Below are 22,691 nucleotides of genomic sequence, written 5' to 3'. Positions count from 1 at the left end.
CCCATGACAGACATCGACGGGAGCAAATCGGTGGGTGCGCTCGACCGGATCGAAGAGATCATCGCCTACGTGGAGCAGGCCAAGGCCGTGCCCATGTCTCGGGCCTGCAAAGTGGACCGGGCCGAGATGATCGCCATGCTCGAAGAGCTCCAGAACGAACTCCCCGGCGACCTCCGCCGCGCCGAGGCCATGCTCCAGGAGCGCGACAAGATCATCGACGCCGGCGAGCGCGAGGCCGAGCGGATCATCACCGAGGGCGAGACCGAGCACGCGCGGCTCGTCTCCCGCCACGAGATCACCGTCTCCGCCGAGCACGAGGGCAACCGCATCATCGCGGAGGCCCGCGGCGAGGCCCAGCGCCTGCGCGACGAGGTCGACGAGTACGTCGACACCACGCTCGCGAACTTCGAGCAGTTCCTGCACCGCGCCCTCTCGGGCGTCGAGCGCGGCCGCGACAAGATGCACACTCTCCGGGAGATCGGCACCTTCGCGCCTTCGCCGCAGGAGCCCATCGAAGAGGAGAAGCCGCTGCCGCAGCTCTAGAACCGCCCGGGAGACGGTCGGCGCGCCCGCGCGCCCTGAGCTGCGTCACGGTGCCCGCTACCTGGGTTGGGGCCGGTGCCGCCGTTGATGTAGCATTACCGGTCGGCCTCGATCGAGGCGCACCTCCCTATCGAAGGACCGCAAGACACCCATGACCAAGACCGCTCTGGATCCCGCCGCGCCGCTGGTGTTCGACACCGCGGAGCTGCGTGGCGCGGGCACGATGATGCACATCGCGCGCGAGATCCCCGCCCCCGAGGCCTACGGCCTCGAGGACGTGTTCGCGGTCCCCAAGGGCGCGGTCCTCGACCTCGACATCCACCTCACCGGCGTCAGCGAAGGCGTGCTCGCCAGCGGCCAGGTCGAGGCGGTCGCCGAAGGCGAGTGTGCGAGGTGCCTCGCACCCGTGCAGGACGCTCTCAGCGTCCAGGTGCAGGAGCTGTACGCTTATGAAGGCTCCGTCACCGAAGCGACCACCGAGGCCGACGAGATCATGCGGCTCGAGGGGGACCTGCTCGATCTGGAGCCCGCGGTCCGGGACGCGCTGGTGCTGGCGATGCCAGTCACCCCGCTGTGCCGACCTGACTGCCCGGGATTGTGCGCCGAATGCGGCGTGCCCTGGGATGAACTGCCCGACGACCACGTTCACGAGACCGTGGACCCCCGTTGGGCGGGCTTGGAGAAGCTTCGGCTCGCCGACAATGACGGCGAACCGAAATAGCACAGCGTAAGCGTATAGGTATGGAGTTCTGAAGTGGCTGTTCCGAAGCGTCGTATGTCGCGCAGCAACACCCGGCACCGTCGGTCGCAGTGGAAGGCTGTCGCCGTCCAGCTGGTCGAGTGCCCGCAGTGCCACGCCAAGAAGCGCGGCCACCAGGTCTGCGAGGTCTGCGGCACGTACAGGGGCCGTCAGGTCCTCGAGGCCTAAGTCCTCCCGCGCATGGGCGACAAGGCAGTACAACATTTCGAAGCGGTGTTCGGGGTTCGAGATATCGACCCCGAACTGCTGCGTCTCGCCCTGACGCACCGGTCCTACGCCTACGAGCACGGCGGACTGCCCACCAATGAGCGCCTGGAGTTCCTCGGGGACTCCGTGCTCAGCCTGGTGGTCACCACCGCGCTCTACCAGGATCACCCCGACCTGCCCGAAGGGCAGCTCGCGCGCCTGCGCGCGTCGGTGGTGAACATGAAGGCGCTGGCCGGTGTGGCGCGTCGCATGGGCGCGGGCGGCATCGGCCCGTACCTCCTGCTCGGCAAGGGCGAGGAGACCTCGGGCGGGCGCGGCAAGAACTCGATCCTCGCCGACGCGGTGGAAGCGCTGCTCGGCGCGGTCTACCTGCAGTACGGCGTGGAGACCGCCAAGGTCGTGGTGCACCGGTTCTTCGACCCGCTCATGGAGGCCGCGGCCGGCCAGGGCGCGGCCCTGGACTGGAAGACCAGCCTCCAGGAGCTGACGGCCGACTCCGGTCTCGGCGTGCCCGAGTACCGGATCACCGAGTCTGGTCCCGACCACGCCAAGCAGTTCACCGCTTGGGCGGTCGTGGCGGGCGAGGAGTTCGGCGACGGCTCCGGCGGTTCGAAGAAGGACGCCGAGCAGATCGCCGCCAAGCTCGCTTGGCAAGTGCTGTCCGAGCGCTTGGGCGTCAAACAGCGTTAAGGCTCGCATCGCGAGGGGCGGCACCGGTTTCCGGTGCCGCCCCTCGCGTTTCGGCGTTGTCGCCGTTCGGCCGTCCACAGCCCCCACCCACCACTGGAGGGGAAAGATCGTATGGGGCGATCTTCCCGGGGCGGTCCGACAAGAAAGAGCCGCGAACGGCCTTGCGGGCCGGAATGTCACCCGAAAGCATGACGCGATGGCCGTGATGGCGGCAGGGAGCGGGCGCGAGCTAGCGCTGGCATTTCGGGCAGTAGTGGGCCGAGCGGTCGCCGATGACCTCGCGTTTGATCGCGGTGCCGCAGCGCTTGCACGGTTGGCCGGCGCGGCCGTAGACGGCGAGTTCGCGGGCGAAGTAGCCAGCCTCGCCGCGGGCGTCGACGTACAGCTCGTCGAAGGAGGTGCCGCCGACCGCCAGCGATTCGGTGAGCACGTCCTTCACATGCCCGAGCAGCTCGAGGGCCTTGCGCTTCGAGAGCGAGTCGCCGCTCCGTCGCCCGCGCAGCCGCGCCCGCCACAGGGCCTCGTCGGCGTAGATGTTGCCGACGCCGCTGATCCACGTCTGGTCGAGCAGGGCCTTCTTGACCTCGATGGTCCGGCGCAGCAGCCGCTCGGCCGCCAGTGTCGCGTCGAACTGGGCCTCGAACACGTCGGGGGCGATGTGCGCCATGGTCTTCGGGACCGCATCCTCGAGTTCGGCGAGGTCCCAGTACCCGAAGGTGCGCTGGTCGATGAACCACAGCTCGCGCTCGTCGGCGAACCTGAGGCGGCCGCGGAGGTGCTTGTGCGCCTCGCGGCCGTCGGTCACGACGTGCAGCTGGCCGCTCATGCCCAGGTGGCACACGAGCGCCCGGCCACCCTGCGGCGACGCTTGCGAGCCGTCAACCGGTTCTGCGAGGGTCAGCCACATGAACTTGCCGCGCCGTCCGCTGCCGGTCACCTGCAGGCCCTTGAGGCTCAGCTGGAAGTCGTCGATGCCGGTGACGTGGCGGCGCACGGTCCGGGGGTTGTAGACCTCGGCGGCGCGGATGAGTCCGCCTCGGAAGGCCTCGTCGACCCCGCGGCGGACGGTCTCTACTTCGGGAAGCTCTGGCACCCCTCAAGTATGGTCCCCCGGCCGCGCGCGGCCCCGGCGGCTCAGCTGAGCTGCGGGTGCTGCTCCCGGACCGTGTCGATGCCGTAGTTGATGGCGAAGGCGATGGCCGCGAGGCGGGAGTTCACGCCGAGCTTGCCGAGCACGTTCTGGACGTGCGAGCGGACGGTCGACACGGATACGCCCATCTGGGTGGCCATCTGGGCCGTGGGCTCGCCGCGGACGATGCGGCGCAGGACGTCGTCCTCCCGGGGCGTCAGGTGGTGTGCGAGTTCGAGCGCGTCGTGCTCGCCGAGGAGCGGAGCGGGCTGGAGGGCCGCGCGCAGCAGCTGCGGGTCGTAATAGGGCGGACTGAGCAGGCCGCGGTCGATCGCGTCGAGCAGGTCCCCGGGCATGATGTGGGTGTTGGCTATGCCTGCGGCCGAGACCGAGACGGCTTTGCGGAGGACGGAGCCGTCCTCGCGGTCGGTGATGAGGAAGACCGGTCGCTTGCAGTCGGTCAGGACCCGGTTCCGGGAGACCGCCTCGAGGGCGACCAGGCAGCAGTCGATCTGCGCATCCGCGGCCACGAGCGCTTTCGCGGTCCTGGCCTCGACTGGGATGTCACCGCGTCGGTGGAGCAGGGGTCGAATGCTGGCGGAGAAGACCCGGTTCGGGTCGTACAGCATGACACGCACGGTTGGCACCTCGTCCTTCAGGTATTTTCGGTCGCCTCCCCAGATGCGCGCCTCAGCGGGCGGCCACCCCAGCATGACTGCTGGTAATCGCCCCGTCCAGCGTTGAGTCGGATGCACGACAGTAAGAGGTTCGAGTGCCTTTCACCTGCGATAATGCAGGCGCCTCAGCCGAAGTTCTGGACCCAGTAGAGAGTGCCGTCGCGGTCGGCGACGCCGACGCCGAGCACGTCGTAGTCGCAGTTGAGGATGTTGGCGCGGTGACCTTCGGAGTTCATCCAGCCCTCCATGACGGATGCGGCGTCGGGGTAGCCGGCGGCGATGTTCTCGCCGACGCCGCCTTCGTAGCCCTGCGCGGCGGCGCGCTCGGTGGGGCCGCGGCCGTTCTGGGAGGTGTGGTCGAAGTAGTCGTGGGCGGCCATGTCCTCGGCGTGGAGGCGCGCGGCGGCGTCGAGGCGGTCGTCGCGTTCCAGTGCGCCGCAGCCGGCTTCGGCCCGCTCCTGGTCGACGAGGTCGGCCACGGCGGCTTCGACGTCGGCGTATTCGCCGGTCGGGCCTTCGTTCTCGCCGCCGCCGGAGTCGCCCTCGTCCGATTCGGTCGGTGCCGCGGAGGTCTCCTCGGGCGTCTCGGTGGTGGGGACTTCCTCGGCCTCTTGCGTGCGCATGCCCGCTTCGCCGGGCGCGTCCTCCACCTGGGCCCCAGGCGAGGCGGGCTCCTCGGCGCCGGTAGTCTCGACCGCCGCGGTGGTGGGGTCGGCGTCGGAGGCGGCGATGCCGTCGAGTGGCGATCCGAGCGCCCACAGTGACGTCGCGCCCGCGGTGAGGCCGAAGACCGCGGGGATGACCATGAGCATCCGGCGGCGGAGTTCGGCGCGGTCGCGGTGGCGCCCGCCCTGGAGTCTTCGCATGGGGGTACGGCCTCGTCACGTGGGGTTACGTGGAAATCATTCGGATTTGCGGGACCCTACCAGGTTCTCGCGGGCCGCGCACGCGTCGATCGGGCGCGCGCAGGCGTGAGGGACCCCCCTCGGGTGTGACCCCCGTCGAATCCAGTGGGCAAAGCATGTGCAAAGCTTGACGAGAACCGTCGATTAGGCGGATGATGTCAGGAGACGGCCAGTGTTCACGAGCCGTGCTCCACTGGTCCGGCTAGGGGCAATCGGCCCCAGCGGCTAAAAAAATTCACTCAGCAAATGCGACGTTTTCGTGGTGCGTACGCCAACGCCACCACCCGACGTGATCGCAAGGAGAAACCATGGCGAAAGCCCTCTACGGCCACCTCGGCCAGGCTCCGAACAAGCGCCTGCTCGAAGAAGTGGTCCAGCTACGCGCGCGAGTACGCAACCTCGAGTCCGAGCTCGCCGAGATGCGGGCCCGTGAGGACGAGATCGAGCACGATCATGTCGAGGAGTTGATGCGGCTGCAAGAGCCCGCGTTGACTTAGTTCGTCTCGCGACAACGAAACATCAGCGCGCCTGCTGCGGGACAGCCGGCGCGCATTGTCATGTCTGGACCGCTTTCCCTCACTCCCTCCCTGGTTCGTCCCCTTTGGGGCCTTTGATATGCCACCCTCCCCGACGCGCGCCTTGTAGGCTGGGACGGTCCCGCACCCGAACCGCAGCACACCAGCCCGGAGCGACCGTTGTACCTGAAGAGCCTCACGCTGAAGGGCTTCAAGTCCTTCGCCTCGGCCACGACCCTGCGCTTCGAACCGGGCATCACCTGCGTCGTGGGCCCGAACGGCTCCGGGAAGTCCAATGTCGTCGACGCCATCGCCTGGGTCCTCGGCGAGCAGGGCGCGAAGTCCCTGCGCGGCGGCAAGATGGAGGACGTCATCTTCGCGGGCACCACCGGCCGCCCCGCGCTCGGCCGCGCCGAGGTCACCCTCACGATCGACAACTCCGACGGCGCCATCCCCATCGACTACTCCGAAGTCTCGATCACCCGCCGCATGTTCCGCTCCGGCGAGGGCGAATACGAGATCAACGGCGACCGCTGCCGCCTCCTCGACGTGCAGGACCTCCTCTCCGACGCCGGCATCGGCCGCGAGATGCACGTCCTGGTCGGCCAGGGCAAGCTCGACTCCTATCTGCACGCCCGTCCCGAGGACCGCCGCGCGTTCATCGAAGAGGCCGCCGGCGTCCTCAAGCACCGCAAGCGCAAGGAGAAGGCCCTCCGCAAGCTCGAGGGCATGCAGGGCAACCTCGACCGCCTCGCCGACCTCACCGGCGAGCTGCGCCGCCAGCTCAAGCCCCTCGGCCGCCAGGCCGAACTCGCCCGCCGCGCCCAGACCATCCAGATGGACCTGCGCGAGGCCCGCCTGCGCCTCCTCGCCGACGACCTCACCTCCCTGCGCGGCAACATCGCCAAAGACCTCGCCGACGAAGAGGCCCTCAAGGAGCGCAGGGCCGTCCTCGCCGACGAGCACGAACGCCTCGCCGCCCAAGTGGGCGAGGTCGAGGCCGCGCACGCCGCCGACAAGCCGCGCCTGGCCCGCCTCCAGGAGACCTGGTACCGCCTCCAGGCCGTCGCCGAGCGGCTCCGCTCGACCGCGCAGCTCGCCGCCGAGCGCCGCCGCTACCTCTCCGAGGACAGCGGCGACGACCGCGCCGGACGCGACCCCGACGTCCTCGAGACCGAGGCCGAGCGCATCCGCGAGCAGGAGGTCGAACTGCGCGAGTCCATTGCCGAGGACTCCGAACGCCTCGCCTCCGCCGTCGAGGCCCGCGAGGAGACCGAGACCGCGCTGGCCGAAGCCGAGCAGCGTATCGTCACCGCCGTGAAGGCCGCCGCCGAGCGCCGCGAAGCCCTCGCCACACTGCGCGGCCGCGTCGACTCGCTCCAGACCCGCACCGCCGCCGCGGCCGAAGAGCTCGAACGCGCCAGCATCGCCCTCGCCGAGGCCCGCGAGCGCGCCGAAGCCGCCGCCGAGGCGCACGCCGAAGCCGAGGCCGAGAACGAAGCGGTCGAGTCGAACGCCGAGTTCGACGAGGCCGTCGCCGAGGCCAAGGCCCGCGTCGCCGCCGCCAAGGCCGAAGTGGACCGGCTCCAGGCCGCCGAACGCGAGGCCGACCGCGAGGCCACCCAGTGGGCCGCGCGCGAAGAAGCCCTCGCCGTCGGACTGCGCCGCAAGGACGGCGCCGCCGCACTGCTCGCCCGCGCCGACGCCGTGCCGGGTGTGCTCGGGTCGGTCGCCGCCTTGCTCACGGTCGAGCCCGGCTACGAGGCCGTGCTCGCGGCCGCGCTCGGCCGCCTCGCCGACGCCATCGCCGTCGCCAACCCCGCCAGTGCCGCCCAGGCGATGCAGTTCCTCCGCGACGAGGACGGGGGGCAAGCAGGGTTCCTGGTCGCCGGCGCGCAGTCGCATATGGACATCCCGTCCGGCTGCAGGGCCGTCGCCGACACCGTCGCCGCCCCCGCCGAACTCGCCTCCACCGTCCGCGCCGTGCTCGCCGGGATGGTCGTCGCCGACGACCTCGCATCCGCCCGCGCCATTGTGGACGCCCACCCGCAGCTCACCGCCGTCACCCGCGACGGCGACGTGCTCGGCGCGGCCGAAGCCTTCGGTGGCTCCGCGAAGGCCCAGTCCTACATCGAGATCCAGGCCGCCGTCGACGAGGCCCGCGACCGCAAGCTCGGCGCCGAATCCACCGCCGCCCAACTGGGCGAGCAGCTCGAGGCCGCCCGCGAAGCCCACGCCGAAGCCGAAGCCGCCGCCGAAGCCGTGCGCACCGCGCAGCGCCAGGCCGAGGCCGCCCACTCCGTCGTCGCCCGCCGCCTCGCCGAACTCGGCGCCGCCGCCCGCAGCGCCGAAGCCGAGGTCGCCCGCCTCCAGCAGGCCAAGGACCGCGCCCAGGCCGCCCGCGAGACCGACACCGCCGGCCTCGAAGGCCTCGAATCGCAACTCGAAGCGCTCGAAGCGCTCCCCGAGATCGAAGAGCCCTCGACCGACGAGCGTGACGTCCTCTCCCGGGCCCTCGACGCCGCCCGCCAGAACGAGATGGAGACCCGCCTCTCCGTCCGCACCGCCGAAGAGCGCGCCTCAGCGCTGGCCGGCCGCGCCGACGCGCTCGCCCGCCAGGCCCAGTCCGAACGCGCTGCCCGCGCCCGCGCCGAAGCCCGCCGGGCCGCCCGCGCCCGCGGCGCCAAAGTGGCCGCGCTCGTCGCCGAAGCCGCCGGGGACGCCGGCGTCCAGCTCACCGACTCCCTCGAGGCCGCGGCGATCGAACGCGACCGCATCGGCGCCGAGCAGGCCCGCCGCGAAGCCGCCCTCGCCGACCTTCGCACCCGCGCCGCGGCCACCGCCGCCGAACTCGAGCGAATCACCTCCGCCGCGCACCGCGACGAGGTCGCCCGCGCCGAGCAGCGCCTGCGCATCGAGCAGCTCGAGGAGAAGGCCGGCGCCGAGTTCGGCGTCGACATCGAGACCCTGCTCGCCGAGTACGGCCCCGACCAGCCCGTGCCGCCCAGCGCCGAAGAGGTCAACGCCGCCCTCGAGAAGGGCAGGCCCGAGCCCGAGCCGTACGAGTTCGACCGCGCCACCATGGAGAAGCGCGCCGCCCGCGGCGAGCGCGAGCTCAAGCTCCTCGGCAAGGTCAACCCGCTCGCGCTCGAGGAGTTCGCGGCCCTCGAGGAGCGGTACAAGTTCCTCAATGAGCAGCTCGAGGACGTCAAGAAGACCCGCGCCGACCTCACCACGGTCGTCAAGGAAGTGGACGACCGCATCCAGCAGGTCTTCGCGGAGGCCTTCGCCGACACCGCCCGCGAGTTCGAGATGGTCTTCCAGACCGTCTTCCCCGGCGGCGAGGGCCGCATCCTGCTCACCGACCCCGACGACCTGCTGCGCACCGGTGTCGAGGTCGAGGCCCGCCCGCCCGGCAAGAAGGTCAAGCGGCTCTCGCTGCTCTCGGGCGGCGAGCGGTCGCTGACCGCGCTGGCGCTGCTGGTGGCGATCTTCCGCGCCCGCCCCAGCCCGTTCTACCTGATGGACGAGGTGGAGGCGGCGCTCGACGACGTGAACCTGGGCCGCCTGCTCGACCTGCTGCGGCAGCTGCAAGAGAACTCGCAGCTGCTCATCATCACGCACCAGAAGCGCACGATGGAGATCGGCGACGCGCTGTACGGCGTGACGATGCGCGCGGGTGTCACGCAGGTCATCAGCCAGAAGTTCTCCCGCGAAGAGGACTGAGCGCGCCCCAGTACAGTGGTCGTGCACTCGAACCTGTGGAGGACTTTCCTGTGGACAACCTGTGGATCTGGCTGGTCGCGGCCGTCGTCGTGATCGCTGCGGCGGTCGGCATCGCGTTCGGCGTTCGCGCGTCCCGCTCGAAGGCGCCGCAAGTCGAGGCTCCCGACGAGGAACCGCAGGTCGAGGCCCCCAAGGAGGCTGAGCCGGAGGCGGAGACCCCGAAGCCGGCCGCTCCTGCCATCGAGAAGCCCGAGCCGGTCGAGGGCCGCCTGGTGCGGCTGCGCTCGCGTCTGGCCCGTTCGAACAACGCGCTCGGGAAGGGCCTGCTGGCGCTGCTGGCGAGCGACAAGCTCGACGACGACGTGTGGGACGAGGTCGAGGAGACCCTGCTGACCGCCGACGTCGGCATCGCGGACACGACCGCGGTGGTCGAGCGGCTGCGCGAGCGCGTGAAGGTCCTCGGCACCCGCGACCCCGAGGAGCTGCGGCGCCTGCTGAAGGCCGAGCTGACCGCCGTCCTGGAGCCGGAGCTCGACCGCTCGATCGCGACGGTCTCGCCGTCGGGCGAGGGCCCGGCCGTGATCATGATGGTCGGGGTCAACGGCTCCGGCAAGACCACGACGTGCGGCCGCGTCGCCCGCGTGCTCATCGCCGAGGGCCAGACGGTGCTCATGGGCGCGGCGGACACGTTCCGCGCGGCCGCCGCCGAGCAGCTCGAGACCTGGGGCTCTCGCGTGGGCGCGAAGGTGGTGCGCCGCGGCGAGGGCGCCGACCCCGCCTCGGTCGCGTTCGACGCGGTGAGGGCCGGGGCCGAGGAGGGCGCCGACGTCGTCCTGGTGGACACCGCGGGGCGGCTCCAGAACAAGGCCGGGCTGATGGACGAGCTCGGGAAGGTCAAGCGGGTCATCGAGAAGCAGGGCCCGGTCGCCGAGACCCTGCTCGTGCTCGACGCCACGACCGGGCAGAACGGTCTGCAGCAGGCGAAGGTCTTCGGCGAGGTCTGCGACGTCACCGGCATCGTGCTCACCAAACTCGACGGCAGCGCCAAGGGCGGGATCGTGATCGCGGTTCAGCGGCAGTTGGGGGTACCGGTTAAGCTGGTCGGACTCGGGGAGGGGCCGGACGACCTGGCCCCGTTCGAAGTCGGAGCGTTCGTCGACGCCATTGTCGACGGCAGCGCCGGCGACGAGTCCTGACGCCCCTTTTCAACGACCACGGCAGGCACTGCGGGGACCGGTGAGCCAAGACGAGATTCCGCTGATCGGCGGCAACACGAGCACGGTCGTCCGGCTGGGCGACACCGTCCGCCGGAACACGGGACCCTGGACGCCTGCGGTGCACGCGTTGCTGCGGCACCTCGACGGGGCCGGTTTCACCGGCGCGCCGCGGGTGCTCGGCATCGACGAGCACGCCCGGGAGGTGCTGTCGTTCGTCGAGGGCGAGCCGGGCAAGTACCCGCTGGCGCCGCACTGGACGACCGACGAGACCATGGCCGCCGTCGCGAAGATGCTGCGGATGTTCCACGACGCGCAGTACGGCTTCCGCCCGCCGCAGGGCGCGACCTGGCGGTCCTTCGGGCCGCCGCCGCCGGACACCGAGGTCATCTGCCACCACGACGCCGCGCCGCACAACGTGGTGTGGCGGCCGGACGGGACCCTCTCGCTCATCGACTTCGACCTGGCGAGCCCGGGCGCGCGGATCTACGACGTCGCGTACGCGGCCTGGACCTGGGTGCCGATCTTCACCGACCGGGACTCGATCACGCTGGGCTGGAAGAAGCCCGACCGGGCGCGGCGGCTGCGGATGTTCGCGGACGCGTACGGCCTCTCCGACCGCGACCGGCAGCGGTTCATCAAGGTGATCCGCAAGCGGATCGTGGACCACATCGAGGGCATCCGGCGGATGGCCCAGGCGGGCGACCCCGCGTTCGAGCGGATCGTCGAGAAGGGACACCTGCGCCGCCCCGCGCGGGACCTGCGGCTGCTGGACGCCGAGCGGTACATCCTGGACGAGGCGCTGCGCTAGGCCGTTCCGGGCCCTGGCGCGGCGAAGACCCGCCGACGAGCCGGGGGCCGGGGGGTCTTCGCCTGTGCTGCAAGGCCTCGGGGGCCAAGCGAACCGCGCGGTGGAGCGCTCCCAGACGACGACGGAAGGGTTCGGTCGCCGTTCGCAGATCTGGTGAGCGCCGCCAAGTGCGGCTTCCTGATGGTTTTGAGGGAAGTGAAAGCAAACCTACCGGGCGAGCGCTTGCCTGTCAATACATAGGCAAATGTCAATATCACGTTCAGTGGGCGGTTCGATCCGATCGGCGCGCAGTACAGGGCAACAGGACGCCCCGGCCGTCTGCGCGTCGACCGGGGCGTCCTCTTCAGGAGCGAAGACTCAGGCGAGCAGGTCGCCCGCGCGGCTCAGCACGTACGAGGCCACGGCGGTGCTCAGCTCCACGCCCGCGAGGTCCGCGGAGCGGGAGTGGATGCCCGACCACACGCGCGCGTCGACGTTCTCGGTCGTGAGCGGGTGCCAGGTCGTGTAGGTGCGGGTCGCGCCGGGCGCGCTCGGGCTCGGGATCGTGTACGCCGCACCGGGTCCGTCGCCGACCAGCTGCGTCAGGACCTCCTCGGCCGAACCCGAGTACGTGGTGTGGCCGCTCGGGTAGTCCGGGTGCGCGGGCGTGTTGTGCAGTGGCGCCCAGTCCGGGTCGGGCACGGTCCGCGGGTCGCCGTCGTCCACCGGCCCGGCGATCGCGGTGACCGGACGCCACCGGAAGTGCGCGTACTTCGAGTCCGACGTGGCGATCTGCGTGTCCACCGACGCGACGTGGAACAGCGCGACCAGTTCCACCTGGTCGCGCAGCGACCCCGTGTGGTGCTCGAGCGCCGCCCGCAGCACCGGCGTGTACAGCACGAAGGAGCTGCCGTACCAGAACTGCGCGGTGTCGGTCTGCGCCTGCGTGCGCGACGTGCTGGCCAGCCCGCCGAACTCGTACAGCTCCGCCAGGTCCGCCCGGTAGGCCTCCGAGCCGAGCGCGGGCGGCGCCTGCAGGCGGAACTGGTCGGCGCTGTCGAGCGCGAACGGCGCGGCGAAGCGCGTCCCCGCCTGCGCCGCTGGGGCGTAGCCGGTCGGAGTCGGCTGCCACACGCCCGGCGCGGCGGGCGGGACCGTGAAGGGCGGGCTCACCGATGCCGGGTCGAGACCGTCGCCCTCGCGCTCGGCCAGCAGCGCGTCGGCCCGGTCGCGACCGGCCAGAACGCCTTTGCGCTTGGCCTTGCCGTCAGGGACGAGTGCGAGCGCTTCCTCAAGCGCCGCATCGAGTTCGGTGACGCGAGACGGCGTGATGGCCGCGAGCGCGCGGTGCACCGCCGAGGCCAGCGCGGCCTCGCGGTAGTGCCCCGCGTGGACGCCGTTCGGCACGCGGCGCACGGCGCGCGCCGCGGCGAGCCACGCGATGGCCCAGGTGCGGCTGTTGGCGACCTGGACCGGGGAGGGCACGGCGGTGACCGTGGCGTCGGTGGTGTCGAACCAGCTCAGCGCGGCGGCCGACGGGCCGGTGGCAGTCGTCGCGGCGGCCGGGGACGCGGTGCCGACCGCGATGCCGGCGGCGGCGACCGGTGCGGCGGCGATGACGGCGCGGCGGGAAAGGGAGGTGTTGGAGGACATGACGCTCCTTGCGGTGCGGTGGGATGGAAGCAGGTGCGGACGGGAACCGTCGGTGGGCAGGGCGAAGCCGAGCGGCCGAACGGGTCGGTCGGATGCGGCCGGGAGCGGCGGCGGACCGGAGGACGGAAGTGGGGGCCGACTCGGATCGGCGCCGCAGGGAGGAGCGGCGCGCGAGCCGGCGGGGAGTCAGCGACAGAGGGCGCTGGCGACGCGCATCTGGTCGACTTCGCGCCGCTGTGCGAGGACGTTGGCGGGCTTCATGATTCGAGCGTAGCAGTATTCCTACTATAAGACTAGGAATAATCGAAGGAGATTTCGGCGGCGCTGTCTCGGGCGGCCGGCCGCTAGGCGGCGGTCCAGCGCAGCTCTCGGGAGGCCAAGGGGCCGTAGGGTGTCAGGGCGGCGATCGCCGCTTTGTGCTCGCCCGGTTCGCGGTCGAGGGCCTGGGCGAAGCGCTGGCGTCCGTGTGCGGCGATGACCTCGCCGTTCCAGGTGCCGCCGATCGCATACGGGTGCACCGGCTTCAGCTCGACAGCCGGGGAGCCGCCGAGGCCGGTGACGCCGATGGCGAGGTCGGAGAGGCGCGGGTAGGCCTCGCTGCTGTCGCGGACGAGCCGTTCGGTCGCGAGGACCTGGCCGTCCTGGAACACCGGCACGAAACCCTCGGGCTCCCAAGCGATCCCGGTGACCGAGGCGTGCTGGAAGTACGCCGCCCACAGTCCCGGGTCCTTCATCAGCGCGCGCGGTCCGACGTGCACCGGCCGCGCGGGGCGTTCGCGCGCCTGGAGTTCGGGCAGGCTCAGCGGCCGGCCGTCCTCGTCGGCCCAGTACGCGCCGTGCTGCCCGTCGAGGAGCACCCACTGGTCGAGGTCGTCGATCCAGGCCTCGGCGACGGCATGGCCCTGACCCACGCCGTCGTGGTAGTCCCCGCGCCGCAGCCACACGCGGCGGGCCGGGACGCGGAGCACGTTGAGCCCCTGGGCGAGCACGATCGAGTACTCGACACACGAGTAGCGGGCGCCGTTCGCGACCTGCTCGAGCACATCGAGCGCGTCGCCGGCGTTGATGCGGGTGTTGGCGTGCCGCCACAGTCCCGCCGTCCACCCCAGGAGCCGCTTGGCGGTGTCCCATGCGCCCGGCAGGGGCTTCGGGAGGCGCGGCAGCAGTTGCGGTTCGCGGTGGGGCTCGGGGCGGTCGAGGCGCAGGGGCGCGGCCGGGCCGGGCTCGGGCCAGGCCGTGATCCGCAGGGCCGGCTCGGGGACGTTCGCGCGGGCGCGCTCGAGCACCTGCTTCCAGTCCGGGTCCGTGCCGAACGCGGCCGAGAGCTCGGGCTCGAACAGGTCGATCTGGTGGAACCCGGCCTCGATCGCCTCGTCCAGGCGCGAGCGCGCGCCCTTGAGGCCGACCTTGTGGGCAGCGATGGCGAGCGAGGGCGCCCAGAGGTCGCGCCAGAACTCGGTGTCGGACCGCAGGTTGCGCTCGAGGTCCAGGAGCGTCCACCAGCGGGCGCCGCGCATCGCGTCCTGCGCGGCGGTGCGCACGCGCGGGAGGCTCGCGGGAGGGTTCCGGCTCATGCGTATGAGGGTAGTCACCGCTCGGCGCGTCGCAAAGCCCGTTGTGCCCGGGACGCGCAGCCGCTAGAGTGGGCGGCATGATCTTTTAGAAGAGATTCGGCCGCCTCCGTCGATGAGGCCGCCAATACGACTGAGTGCCAAGTTCTCGAGACGTCGAGTTTGACTCCGTTTCGCGCTCACGTCTCTTCACTCTCTACCCGAAAAGGGGAAGCGTATGACCGCCGAAGCTCCCAAGGCCGAAGAAGCCGCTGAAGAAACCACTGTCGAAGAGCCCTTGAACCGCGAGCAGCGCCGTGCGCTCGCCCGCGGCAAGAAGGCCGAGAAGACCGGCCACAAGGCCATCGGCAACAAGAAGGGCAGCGTCCGCTCCCAGATGCCGAAGGGCGGGGTCGGCAAGTTCCAGCTCCCGACCAAGAACGGCTAAGCGCCGGTTCGAGTCGGACAGCGTCGTACTGCAACGGGCGGCGGACCAGATGGTCCGCCGCCCGTCGCTCATCTCCGCACTACTAGATGGATTCGCAGGTCACAACCGGGGTGCCGGTCGGACTGGAGGCGATGAACCCGAAGACCTCGCGGCTCTGGCCGCCGGCGACGGCGGCGTTCCAGCCCACGTCCTCCGCGGTGACGTCCGCGCCCGAGGCCGTCAGGTCGGCGTTCCAGCTGCTGGTGATCCGGGTGGCCCCGGCCCACGTCCAGGTCAGCCGCCAGCCGTCGACCGCGCCCTGGTCGGCGGTGATGCTGACGTTCCCCTGCCAGCCGCCGCTCCAGGAGCTGACCACGGTGATCTTCGCGGTGCAGTCGCCCTCGGTCGGACCGCCCGTGGTCGGGTTCTCGGTGGGGCTCGAGGTCGGGGTGGTCGGGTCGGGGTCGTCGCCGTAGACCGTGGCGCGCTCGGCGGTGTTCCCGATGCCGTAGGTGGAGTCGAAGACCCGCTGGCCGTAAGTGGTCATCTGGTTCGGGTCGAAGCTGAGCACCTGGTCGAGGATCGGGTCCGAGTTGCCCGAGTACGACCACGCGATCCAGCCGATGCCGCGCTGGTGCGCCTCGGACTGGATGGTCTCCCACGCGACCGTGGAGCCCTGGTGGGTGTCGGCGTACTCGCCGACGATGAGCGGCAGATTCATCGCCTCGAACGCGTCGAAGTAGTCGATGACGGTCTGCGGGGAGCTGTACACCTGGTACATGTGCACCGAGAACAGGGTGTTGCCGAGCGGGTCGGCCGCCGCGACCGTGGGGGCGTTGGCCCGCATGGTGTTGGTCCAGTCCTGGCCCCAGTTCGGCGCGTCCACGACGAGGGTGTGCTCGAAGCCGATGTCGCGCATGCGGTCCACGGCGTTCACCGTCGCCTGCGTCCACTGCGCCGGGTTGGTGTTGCCGATCGGCTCGTTGCCGATGTTGATGAGCACGTAGGCCTCTTCGCCCTCGAGGACGGAGTACAGGCCCTCCCAGTAGGTGACGGCCTGGTCGAGGGTGGCCGCGCCCGCCTCCTCGCCATAGCCGGTGGTGTCGTGGACTTCGAGGACGCAGATGAGGCGCTGCGCCTTGCACTCGTCGACGATCTGCTGCACGCGGGCGGCGCTGGTGACGCCCCAGTTGCGCTGGCCCGAGCCGAGGACGACGCGGACGGTGTTGGCGCCGAGGTCGGAGATCTCGCCGAAGCTCGCGAACTCGCCCTGGTACCAGACGTCGGGGTGGGTGGAGCCGCGCATGATGAACGGGTTGCCGTTGGCGTCGATGAGCTGTGTGCCGTCGATCGAGAAGCCGCCGGCCTGCTGCGCGCCCGCGGGGACGAGCTGCCAGACGCCCGCGAAGACGACGGCGAGCGCGGCGGCGACGGCCATGAGCCACTTGCGCATGCGGCGGCGACCGGGCGTTCGACGCCGTGCCGGGGCGGCGTCGGGGGTGCCGTGTTCCATGTCGATCCCATCTGTAGATCCGGGTTGCAGGTGAAGCGGTTAATCAACACCTCAACATAGAGAATCATAAATATGGGTGGGGTTCAAGACGTGTTCCGAATTGGGCTGCGGCGCACCGCAGTTCAGACGAGGGCGGGACCCGTCGAGCCGCGCGGGGACAGCTGGGCGGGCTTGCACTGAACCGAGAAAGCGCGGGCCTCGGGGCCCGGGGGCGCGCTCGCCTCGGCCGCGCCGATCAGCGTCAGGAGCACTTCGGCGCACTTGGCGCCGTAGGCGGGGATGTCCCGGGTGAGCGAGGTGAGGGCGGGGTGGGTGAGGCGGCACAGCGGCGAGTCGTCCCAGGCGACGAGGGAGAGCTGCTCGGGGATCTCGAGGCCGAGCTCGTGGGCGACGCCGAGGCCGGCCACGGCCATGACGTCGTTGTCGTAGACGATCGCGGTGGGGCGGTTGGCGGAGCTGAGCAGCCGTCTTGTGATCTGCGCGCCCTGCTCGCCGGTGTAGTCGCTGTGGACCATGGTGGCGGACTCGAAGTCGAGGCCGGCCGCGGTCTCCGCGCAGGCCTCGTCGCGGATCGCGGTGTGCAGGAGGCCGGGGATGCCCGCGATGCGGGCGACGCGCCGGTGGCCCAGGGTGTACAGGTACTCGAGGATGTCGCGGCTCGGCTCGACGTCGTCGTGCCAGACGGCGGGGAACCGCGCGCCCTCGACCGGGCCGCCCACGGCGACGGCGGGGAGGCCGAGGTCGGCGACGAAGTCGAGCCGCAGGTCGCTGGTGCCGAGGTCGCACAGGAAGACCCCGTCGACGCGCCGCTCGGCCCACCAGCGCCGGTAGACCTCGAGCTCCTCCTGGACCGTGCCCACGATCTGCAGGGTCAGTCCGAAGGACCCGCCCGAGAGGGTCGCTTCGATGCCGCTGATGAGCTCCATGAAGTACGGCTCGATGCCGATGGTCCGGGCGGGGCGGCGCAGGGCGATGCCGACGGTCTGCGCGGAGGAGACCGAGAGGGAGCGGGCGGCGCGATTGGGGACGAACCCCATCTCGGCGGCGATGGCGAGGATCTTCGTGCGCGTGGCCTCGGAGACGCCGGGCCTTCCGTTGAGGGCGTAGGAGACCGCGCCCTTCGACACGCCCGCCGCGGCGGCGATGTCGGCGATGGTGACTCGCCTGGCCATCGGTGGTCCTCTCAGGTGTGCTGCGGGCACGGTCGCGCAAGGGATGCGCCGCCGGCCGCCGGTGCCCCGACTGTAGCGTACGGCCTGCTTATCCGGTTAAGCTACTCGTCGCCAGTTCCTGGCGGCACCGGCGCGGCATCATGGGCGGTGACCTCTCGGGCGGCAAGGCACGAGCCCGACCGGTGCGCGGCGCACTGCGCCCCGCCGTCGACCAACGCATAGGAGTCTCTTTGAGCGCCAAGCGAACCCTGCACGAGGACTGGACCGTCACCGGTGACCCCGGTGCCCCGGTGGCCGTCACCGCGACGCCGGCGGCCGTGCCCGGCGAAGTGGTGGCCGACCTGCTGGCCGCCGGGCTCATCAGCGACCCCTACACGGACGGGGCCGAGCGCGACCTGGCCTGGGTCGGCCGCAGCGACTGGACCTACCGGACCTCGTTCGACCACCAAGGCGACTGGGACGGGATCGACCTGGTCTTCGACGGGCTCGACACCGTGGCCCGGGTGAGCCTCAACGGCACCGTCCTCGGCGAGACCGCGAACATGCACCGCCGCTACCGCTTCGACACGCGCGACGCGATCCGCCAGGGCGCCAACGAACTCGAGGTCCACTTCACGGCCCCGTACACGTACGCCGAGGCGCAGCGGGACCGGCTCGGCGACCGGCCGAACGCCTACCCCGAGCCCGGCAACTTCATCCGCAAGGCCGCCTGCGACTTCGGCTGGGACTGGGGCCCGAACCTCGCGGGCGCCGGGATCTGGCGGCCGGTGCGCTTGGAGTGCTGGGACACCGCACGCATCGAGGAGGTCGTGCCGCGAGTCTCCCTTGAGGACGGAATCGGCGTCGTCGAACTCGAGGTGCGCCTGAAGAGGGCCGCCGAGACCGGTGTCGTCCTCGAGTGCGCCATCGGACGGAACTCGGCCTCCGGCGACGGGCACTTCGTCGCGGAGGCGAACGTCCAGGTCCCCGCAGGGAGCGACACCGCGACCGTGCGGCTCGAAGTCGACGCGCCGGAGCGGTGGCGCCCGCACGGCTACGGCCGACGGACGCTGTACGAGGCGACGGTCGCCGTCGTCGCCGGCGACGAGGTGCTCGACTCGTGGGAACGCCGGATCGGCTTCCGCACCGTCGAACTCGACACCGAGCCCGACGCGGACGGCCGCCCGTACCGCCTGAAGGTGAACGGCGAACCGGTCTGGATCAAGGGCGTCAACTGGATCCCCGACGAGGCGATGTCCGGACGCATCGACCCCGCGCGCATCGAACGGCGCCTGCGCCAAGCGGTCGCGGCCGGGGTCAACTACATCCGCGTGTGGGGCGGCGGTGTGTACGAGTCCGAGGCCTTCTACCGGATCTGCGACGGGCTCGGCCTCCTCGTGGGCCAGGACTTCGCGTTCGCGTGCGCCGCCTACCCCGAGGAAGCGCCCTTCTGGTCCGAAGTGGAGGCCGAGGCACGCGACAACCTCGCCCGCCTCGCCCCGCATCCGAGCCTGGTCACCTGGACGGGCAACAACGAGAACCTCTGGGGCTGGCACGACTGGAACTGGCAGGACCGCCTCGGCGACCGCACCTGGGGTGCCGGGTACTACCACGACCTCCTCCCCAAGCTCGTGGCCGAAGTGGACGGCACCCGACCGTACTGGCCCGGCAGCCCCTACTCCGGCACGCGCGAACTGCACCCGAACGAGCAGGCGCACGGCACCGTCCACATCTGGGACGTCTGGAACGAGCTCGACTACACGCACTACCGCGACTGGAAGCCGCGCTTCGTCGCCGAGTTCGGCTACCAGGCCCCGCCCACCTGGGCCACGGTGCGGCGCATGGTCACCGACGACCCCCTCACCGCCGACAGCGCCGCGATGCTCTGGCACCAGAAGGCCCAGAACGGTCAGGCCAAGCTCCAGCGCGGCCTCGACGCCCACCTGCCGCCCGTGCGCGACTTCGACGACTGGCTGTACTACACGCAGGTCAACCAGGCCCGCGCGATCCGCCTCGGCCTCGAGCGCTTCCGCTCCCTCCAGCCATACTGCACCGGCGCGATCGTGTGGCAGCTCAACGACTGCTGGCCCGTCACCTCCTGGGCCGCGATCGACGGCGAAGAGCGGCTCAAACCGCTCTGGTACGCGCTGCGGGACGCCTTCGCCGAGCGCTTGGTGACCTTCCAGCCCCACGGCGACGGCCTGAACATGGTCGTCGTCAACGACGCCGCCGAAGCCTGGAACGGCGTGATCGGCTTCTGGAAGTGCAACCCCGAAGGCCGCATCATCGGCCGCGCGCTCGTGCAGCTGGAGATCGACGCGCGCGACACCGCCGTGCTCGAACTCGAACCCGGCGCGATCCCCAAGGACGGCGAATTCCTGGTGACCGGCCGCGAGGATTTCCCGCGCGCGGCCTGGTTCACCAAGGAGGACAAGGACATGGACTGGCCGAAGGCCCGGTGCACGACCGAGGTCGCCGTGGCCGAGGGCGGGGTCGCCGTCACCGTCCACGCCGAGAGCGTCCTGCGCGACCTGTGCCTCTTCGCCGACCGGCTCGACCCTGACGCGCTGGTCGACAAGGCCCTCATCACGCTCCTCCCCGGCGAGCACGCGACCTTCACCGTCACCAGCGATGCCATCGCCGCCTCGCCCGAACTCCGGCAGGCGCTGACCGCGAAGCCCGTCCTGCGGGCCGTCAACGACTGACCGGACCGGGCGCGCGGGCGGACCGGTGGGACCGAGGATGACCGCGAAGGAGCCGAGTCCCAGCGGCGCGCTGCAACGGCCCCGCGTCTCGCGGGGCCGTTCGGCGTTGCGAGCCGGCAAGTCCATCGAAAGACTTGAATATAATGAGGCAATCGGTTACCGTGTGCGAGGTAAGCGCTGTCCCTCCCTCCCGAAAGCAGTCGCCATGGCCCCTCCGCTCTCGCGCCGCCTCTTCCTCGCCGCAGGCGCCGCCACGGCCGCCGCCGCTGCCGTTCCCGCTGCGGCCCAAGCGCACCGGGGTCCATTCGGCCGCTACGGCGCGCCGGACGACCGCCTCAGCGCCGACACCCTCTACGTCCACCCAGGAGGCCGCGGCGACCACACGACGGTGCAGGCCGCCGTCTCCGCCGCCGCGCCCGGCTCAACGGTCGTCATCGCCGCGGGCACCTATCGCGAGCTCGTGCAGGTCACGGCCGCGCAGACCGGCCTCACGTTCGTCGGCGCGACCGACGACCCGCGCGACGTCGTGATCGTCTTCGACCTCGCCGCGGGCACGCTCAACCCGGACGGCACCACTGTCGGCACCGCCGGTTCCGCCACGGTGAAGCTCGACGGCGCCGGCTTCACCGCCCGCGCCGTCACCTTCTCGAACGACTGGCTCCGCGCCGACCACCCCGGCATGAGCGGCACCCAGGCCGTCGCCTGCCGCGTGCGCGGCGACCGCTCGGCGTTCTACCACTGCCGCTTCCTCGGCCACCAGGACACGCTGTACGCCGACAGCTCGGCGGTGGCCGTGGCGGCGCGCCAGTACTACCGGCACTGCCACATCGAAGGCGACGTCGACTTCATCTTCGGGCGCGGCACGGCGGTCTTCGACCGCTGCGAGATCCACTGCGTCGAACGGGACGTGACCTTCACCCCGAAGGGCATGCCCTGGGCGCCTTCGACATCGCGCGAGTTCGAACACGGCTACTTGGCCACCGGCTGCCGCGTGACCTCGGCCGCGGGCGACGCCGAGTACAAGCTCTCACGGCCGTGGGTCCCCGGCTCGAACCCGACCGCCTGGCCGTCCCTGACCATCCGCGACAGCTGGCTCGGTCCCGGCATCGACGCCGCAGCGCCCTACACGGTCATGAGCAGCGGTCATCCCTGGCAGGACCAGCGATACGCCGAATACGCGAACATCGGCCCGGGCGCGGCGATCGTCGACCCGGCGACCCGGCCGCGCCAACTCAGCGACGACGAAGCGGCAGCACACACCACGGAGGCCTACTTGGGCGACTGGACCCCGCAGGACGCGCCGCTCGCGCCCGCGCCGAAGACCCGCGACTGCACGATCTTCATCGCGGGCGACTCGACCGCCTCGACGTACGCTTCGCGGCGCTCGCCGCGGGCGGGCTGGGGCCAGGCGCTGGAGGTCTTCACCACTCGCTATGCCGCCGTGGACAACCGCGCCTGGTCGGGCGCGAGCTCCAAGAGCCACACGGACAAGGGCGTGCTCGACGCGATCGCGGCGCAGATACGGCCCGGCGACTGGCTCCTGATCTCCTTCGGCCACAACGACGCCAAGCTCGAGGACCCCGCCCGCGGCACCGACCCGTACACGTCCTACCAGCAGTACCTGCGCGGCTACATCGACGTCGCCCGCCTCCACCGCGCGACCCCGGTCCTGGTGACCTCGGTCGAACGCCGCCGCTTCAAGGACGGCAAGCCCGTCGAGACACTGGGGGAGTACCCGGAGGCCATGCGCGCCTTGGCCGAAGCGGAGGGCGTGCCGCTGCTCGACCTCCAGGCCGCGAGCCTCGCCCTCTGGGGCCAGCTGGGCGAGGAGGGCACCAAGGACTACTTCCTGTGGATCGACCCCGGCCACGCGAACTACCCGGACGGCGTCCAGGACAACACGCATTTCCAGGCCCTGGGCGCGATCGAGGTCGCCCGCCTGGTCGCCAAGGCGGCCGCCCGCCGCCACCTCATGCACGGCGCCTTCGAAGGCCTCCACCGCGACCCTGATCTCGGGGAGATCACCTGGCCCGACGAGATCAGCGAGCCGCCGCTCTAGCCGTTCGAGCGGTACATCGTGGTGCCGGTCCGCTTGGCTTCGAGCGCGACCGGCATCCGCCGCTGCCCGTTGACGGACAGGAGCCGCCGCGCCTCGTCGGCCGGGAGGAAGCGGAACTCGACGAGTTCATCGCGGTCGAGCCGGATCTGCTCCGGATCGAGCGTCCCGCCGTCGAAGATGAAGACGAGCAACGGGAACGGCCGCTCGGCGGTCGCCTGCGTCCAGTCCACGACGAGGAGATCGCCGAGCTCGACATCGAGCCCGATCTCCTCCTTGACCTCCCGGCGGCACGCCTGCTCGGGGGTCTCGCCCTCATCCAGCTGCCCGCCGACGAAGAGCCAGTGGTCGCGGTAGTGCGGCTTCACGACCAGCACGCGCCCGCTCGGGTCGGTGAACAGTGCGCATGCGGCAGCGAGGTTCTTCGGGCGACTCGCGAACCACTCCTGCGGCGGCACCCAATCATTGGGAGACATGGCG

General features: G+C 71.1%; 19 protein-coding genes. 11 read left to right on the top strand and 8 right to left on the bottom strand.

Features of this window, described 5'->3' with window-relative positions; all coding sequences use genetic code 11:
* Positions 1-3 precede the first annotated feature (3 nt).
* From J5V16_RS06620 to rnc, 4 genes are all read left to right on the top strand, one after another.
* Positions 4-543: a hypothetical protein gene (locus J5V16_RS06620; protein ID WP_208495294.1), complete on the top strand. Its 540-nt coding sequence runs from the start codon at positions 4-6 to the stop codon at positions 541-543.
* A 151-nt stretch (positions 544-694) separates the two neighbouring features.
* A complete protein-coding gene (locus J5V16_RS06615; RefSeq protein ID WP_208495293.1) occupies positions 695-1,264 on the top strand; it encodes a YceD family protein in 570 nt (189 codons plus the stop codon).
* Between the two features lie 33 nt (positions 1,265-1,297).
* Positions 1,298-1,471: a 50S ribosomal protein L32 gene (gene rpmF / locus J5V16_RS06610; protein WP_208495292.1), complete on the top strand. Its 174-nt coding sequence runs from the start codon at positions 1,298-1,300 to the stop codon at positions 1,469-1,471.
* A 12-nt stretch (positions 1,472-1,483) separates the two neighbouring features.
* Entirely contained in the window at positions 1,484-2,200 is a 717-nt protein-coding gene (rnc, locus tag J5V16_RS06605) for a ribonuclease III (RefSeq protein ID WP_208495291.1), read from the top strand.
* A gap of 229 nt (positions 2,201-2,429) precedes the next feature.
* Here rnc and mutM read toward each other — a convergent pair whose 3' ends face one another.
* From mutM to J5V16_RS06590, 3 genes are all read right to left on the bottom strand, one after another.
* On the bottom strand, positions 2,430-3,293 hold the full coding sequence (gene mutM / locus J5V16_RS06600; protein WP_208495290.1) for a bifunctional DNA-formamidopyrimidine glycosylase/DNA-(apurinic or apyrimidinic site) lyase: 864 nt from the start codon (positions 3,291-3,293) through the stop codon (positions 2,430-2,432).
* A gap of 41 nt (positions 3,294-3,334) precedes the next feature.
* Positions 3,335-3,958, bottom strand: a complete 624-nt coding sequence (locus J5V16_RS06595) for a helix-turn-helix transcriptional regulator (protein WP_243900921.1) — start codon at positions 3,956-3,958, stop codon at positions 3,335-3,337.
* Positions 3,959-4,131: 173 nt separating this feature from the next.
* A complete protein-coding gene (locus J5V16_RS06590) occupies positions 4,132-4,872 on the bottom strand; it encodes a CAP domain-containing protein (protein ID WP_208495288.1) in 741 nt (246 codons plus the stop codon).
* A gap of 347 nt (positions 4,873-5,219) precedes the next feature.
* Between J5V16_RS06590 and J5V16_RS06585 the strand changes: the two genes are divergently transcribed.
* The 4 genes from J5V16_RS06585 to J5V16_RS06570 all read left to right on the top strand — a co-directional run bounded on the left by J5V16_RS06585 (position 5,220) and on the right by J5V16_RS06570 (position 11,177).
* A complete protein-coding gene (locus J5V16_RS06585; protein ID WP_208495287.1) occupies positions 5,220-5,408 on the top strand; it encodes a hypothetical protein in 189 nt (62 codons plus the stop codon).
* Between the two features lie 198 nt (positions 5,409-5,606).
* The gene (smc, locus tag J5V16_RS06580) at positions 5,607-9,152 is read left to right on the top strand and encodes a chromosome segregation protein SMC (protein ID WP_208495286.1); all 3,546 of its coding nucleotides are present in this window, start codon (positions 5,607-5,609) and stop codon (positions 9,150-9,152) included.
* 35 nt (positions 9,153-9,187) lie between these two features.
* The gene (gene ftsY, locus J5V16_RS06575) at positions 9,188-10,348 is read left to right on the top strand and encodes a signal recognition particle-docking protein FtsY (RefSeq protein ID WP_307792887.1); all 1,161 of its coding nucleotides are present in this window, start codon (positions 9,188-9,190) and stop codon (positions 10,346-10,348) included.
* A 40-nt stretch (positions 10,349-10,388) separates the two neighbouring features.
* Positions 10,389-11,177 carry a phosphotransferase enzyme family protein gene (locus J5V16_RS06570; RefSeq protein WP_307792886.1) on the top strand — a complete coding sequence of 263 codons (789 nt, stop codon included), beginning with the start codon at positions 10,389-10,391 and terminating at the stop codon, positions 11,175-11,177.
* Positions 11,178-11,534: 357 nt separating this feature from the next.
* Here the strand turns inward: J5V16_RS06570 and J5V16_RS06565 are convergent, their stop codons facing one another.
* Positions 11,535-12,809 carry a vanadium-dependent haloperoxidase gene (locus J5V16_RS06565; protein WP_208495285.1) on the bottom strand — a complete coding sequence of 425 codons (1,275 nt, stop codon included), beginning with the start codon at positions 12,807-12,809 and terminating at the stop codon, positions 11,535-11,537.
* Positions 12,810-13,153: 344 nt separating this feature from the next.
* Entirely contained in the window at positions 13,154-14,383 is a 1,230-nt protein-coding gene (locus J5V16_RS06560; protein WP_208495284.1) for a hypothetical protein, read from the bottom strand.
* A 214-nt stretch (positions 14,384-14,597) separates the two neighbouring features.
* Between J5V16_RS06560 and J5V16_RS06555 the strand changes: the two genes are divergently transcribed.
* Complete coding sequence (locus J5V16_RS06555) at positions 14,598-14,807, top strand: hypothetical protein (protein ID WP_208495283.1); 210 nt, start codon at positions 14,598-14,600, stop codon at positions 14,805-14,807.
* A gap of 82 nt (positions 14,808-14,889) precedes the next feature.
* Here the strand turns inward: J5V16_RS06555 and J5V16_RS06550 are convergent, their stop codons facing one another.
* Complete coding sequence (locus tag J5V16_RS06550) at positions 14,890-16,299, bottom strand: cellulase family glycosylhydrolase (RefSeq protein ID WP_208495282.1); 1,410 nt, start codon at positions 16,297-16,299, stop codon at positions 14,890-14,892.
* A 122-nt stretch (positions 16,300-16,421) separates the two neighbouring features.
* On the bottom strand, positions 16,422-17,471 hold the full coding sequence (locus J5V16_RS06545) for a LacI family DNA-binding transcriptional regulator (RefSeq protein ID WP_208495281.1): 1,050 nt from the start codon (positions 17,469-17,471) through the stop codon (positions 16,422-16,424).
* Between the two features lie 230 nt (positions 17,472-17,701).
* Here J5V16_RS06545 and J5V16_RS06540 point away from each other — a divergent pair, with 230 nt between their 5' ends.
* A complete protein-coding gene (locus J5V16_RS06540; RefSeq protein ID WP_208495280.1) occupies positions 17,702-20,155 on the top strand; it encodes a glycoside hydrolase family 2 protein in 2,454 nt (817 codons plus the stop codon).
* 205 nt (positions 20,156-20,360) lie between these two features.
* Positions 20,361-22,214 (top strand): pectinesterase family protein, encoded by a 1,854-nt coding sequence (locus J5V16_RS06535; protein WP_208495279.1) that lies wholly within the window; start codon positions 20,361-20,363, stop codon positions 22,212-22,214.
* On the opposite strand, the gene J5V16_RS06530 is transcribed toward J5V16_RS06535, so the two are convergent.
* The gene (locus J5V16_RS06530) at positions 22,211-22,687 is read right to left on the bottom strand and encodes an NUDIX domain-containing protein (protein WP_208495278.1); all 477 of its coding nucleotides are present in this window, start codon (positions 22,685-22,687) and stop codon (positions 22,211-22,213) included. The two genes, J5V16_RS06535 and J5V16_RS06530, sit on opposite strands and share 4 nt — an antisense overlap.
* Between the last annotated feature and the right edge of the window lie 4 nt (positions 22,688-22,691).

It is taken from the genome of Glycomyces niveus (assembly GCF_017592475.1).
GTDB classification, from domain to species: Bacteria; Actinomycetota; Actinomycetes; order Mycobacteriales; family Micromonosporaceae; genus Glycomyces; species Glycomyces niveus.
This window is presented reverse-complemented; position numbering and strand designations above follow the sequence as displayed.

Coding starts and splice junctions, on each gene's coding strand:
- J5V16_RS06620 (WP_208495294.1), top strand. CDS start 4: ATGACAGACATCGACGGGAGCAAATCGGTGGGTGCGCTCGACCGGATC.
- J5V16_RS06615 (WP_208495293.1), top strand. CDS start 695: ATGACCAAGACCGCTCTGGATCCCGCCGCGCCGCTGGTGTTCGACACC.
- rnc (WP_208495291.1), top strand. CDS start 1,484: ATGGGCGACAAGGCAGTACAACATTTCGAAGCGGTGTTCGGGGTTCGA.
- J5V16_RS06595 (WP_243900921.1), bottom strand. CDS start 3,958: ATGCTGTACGACCCGAACCGGGTCTTCTCCGCCAGCATTCGACCCCTG.
- J5V16_RS06590 (WP_208495288.1), bottom strand. CDS start 4,872: ATGCGAAGACTCCAGGGCGGGCGCCACCGCGACCGCGCCGAACTCCGC.
- J5V16_RS06585 (WP_208495287.1), top strand. CDS start 5,220: ATGGCGAAAGCCCTCTACGGCCACCTCGGCCAGGCTCCGAACAAGCGC.
- J5V16_RS06565 (WP_208495285.1), bottom strand. CDS start 12,809: ATGTCCTCCAACACCTCCCTTTCCCGCCGCGCCGTCATCGCCGCCGCA.
- J5V16_RS06560 (WP_208495284.1), bottom strand. CDS start 14,383: ATGAGCCGGAACCCTCCCGCGAGCCTCCCGCGCGTGCGCACCGCCGCG.
- J5V16_RS06555 (WP_208495283.1), top strand. CDS start 14,598: ATGACCGCCGAAGCTCCCAAGGCCGAAGAAGCCGCTGAAGAAACCACT.
- J5V16_RS06550 (WP_208495282.1), bottom strand. CDS start 16,299: ATGGAACACGGCACCCCCGACGCCGCCCCGGCACGGCGTCGAACGCCC.
- J5V16_RS06545 (WP_208495281.1), bottom strand. CDS start 17,471: ATGGCCAGGCGAGTCACCATCGCCGACATCGCCGCCGCGGCGGGCGTG.
- J5V16_RS06535 (WP_208495279.1), top strand. CDS start 20,361: ATGGCCCCTCCGCTCTCGCGCCGCCTCTTCCTCGCCGCAGGCGCCGCC.
- J5V16_RS06530 (WP_208495278.1), bottom strand. CDS start 22,687: ATGTCTCCCAATGATTGGGTGCCGCCGCAGGAGTGGTTCGCGAGTCGC.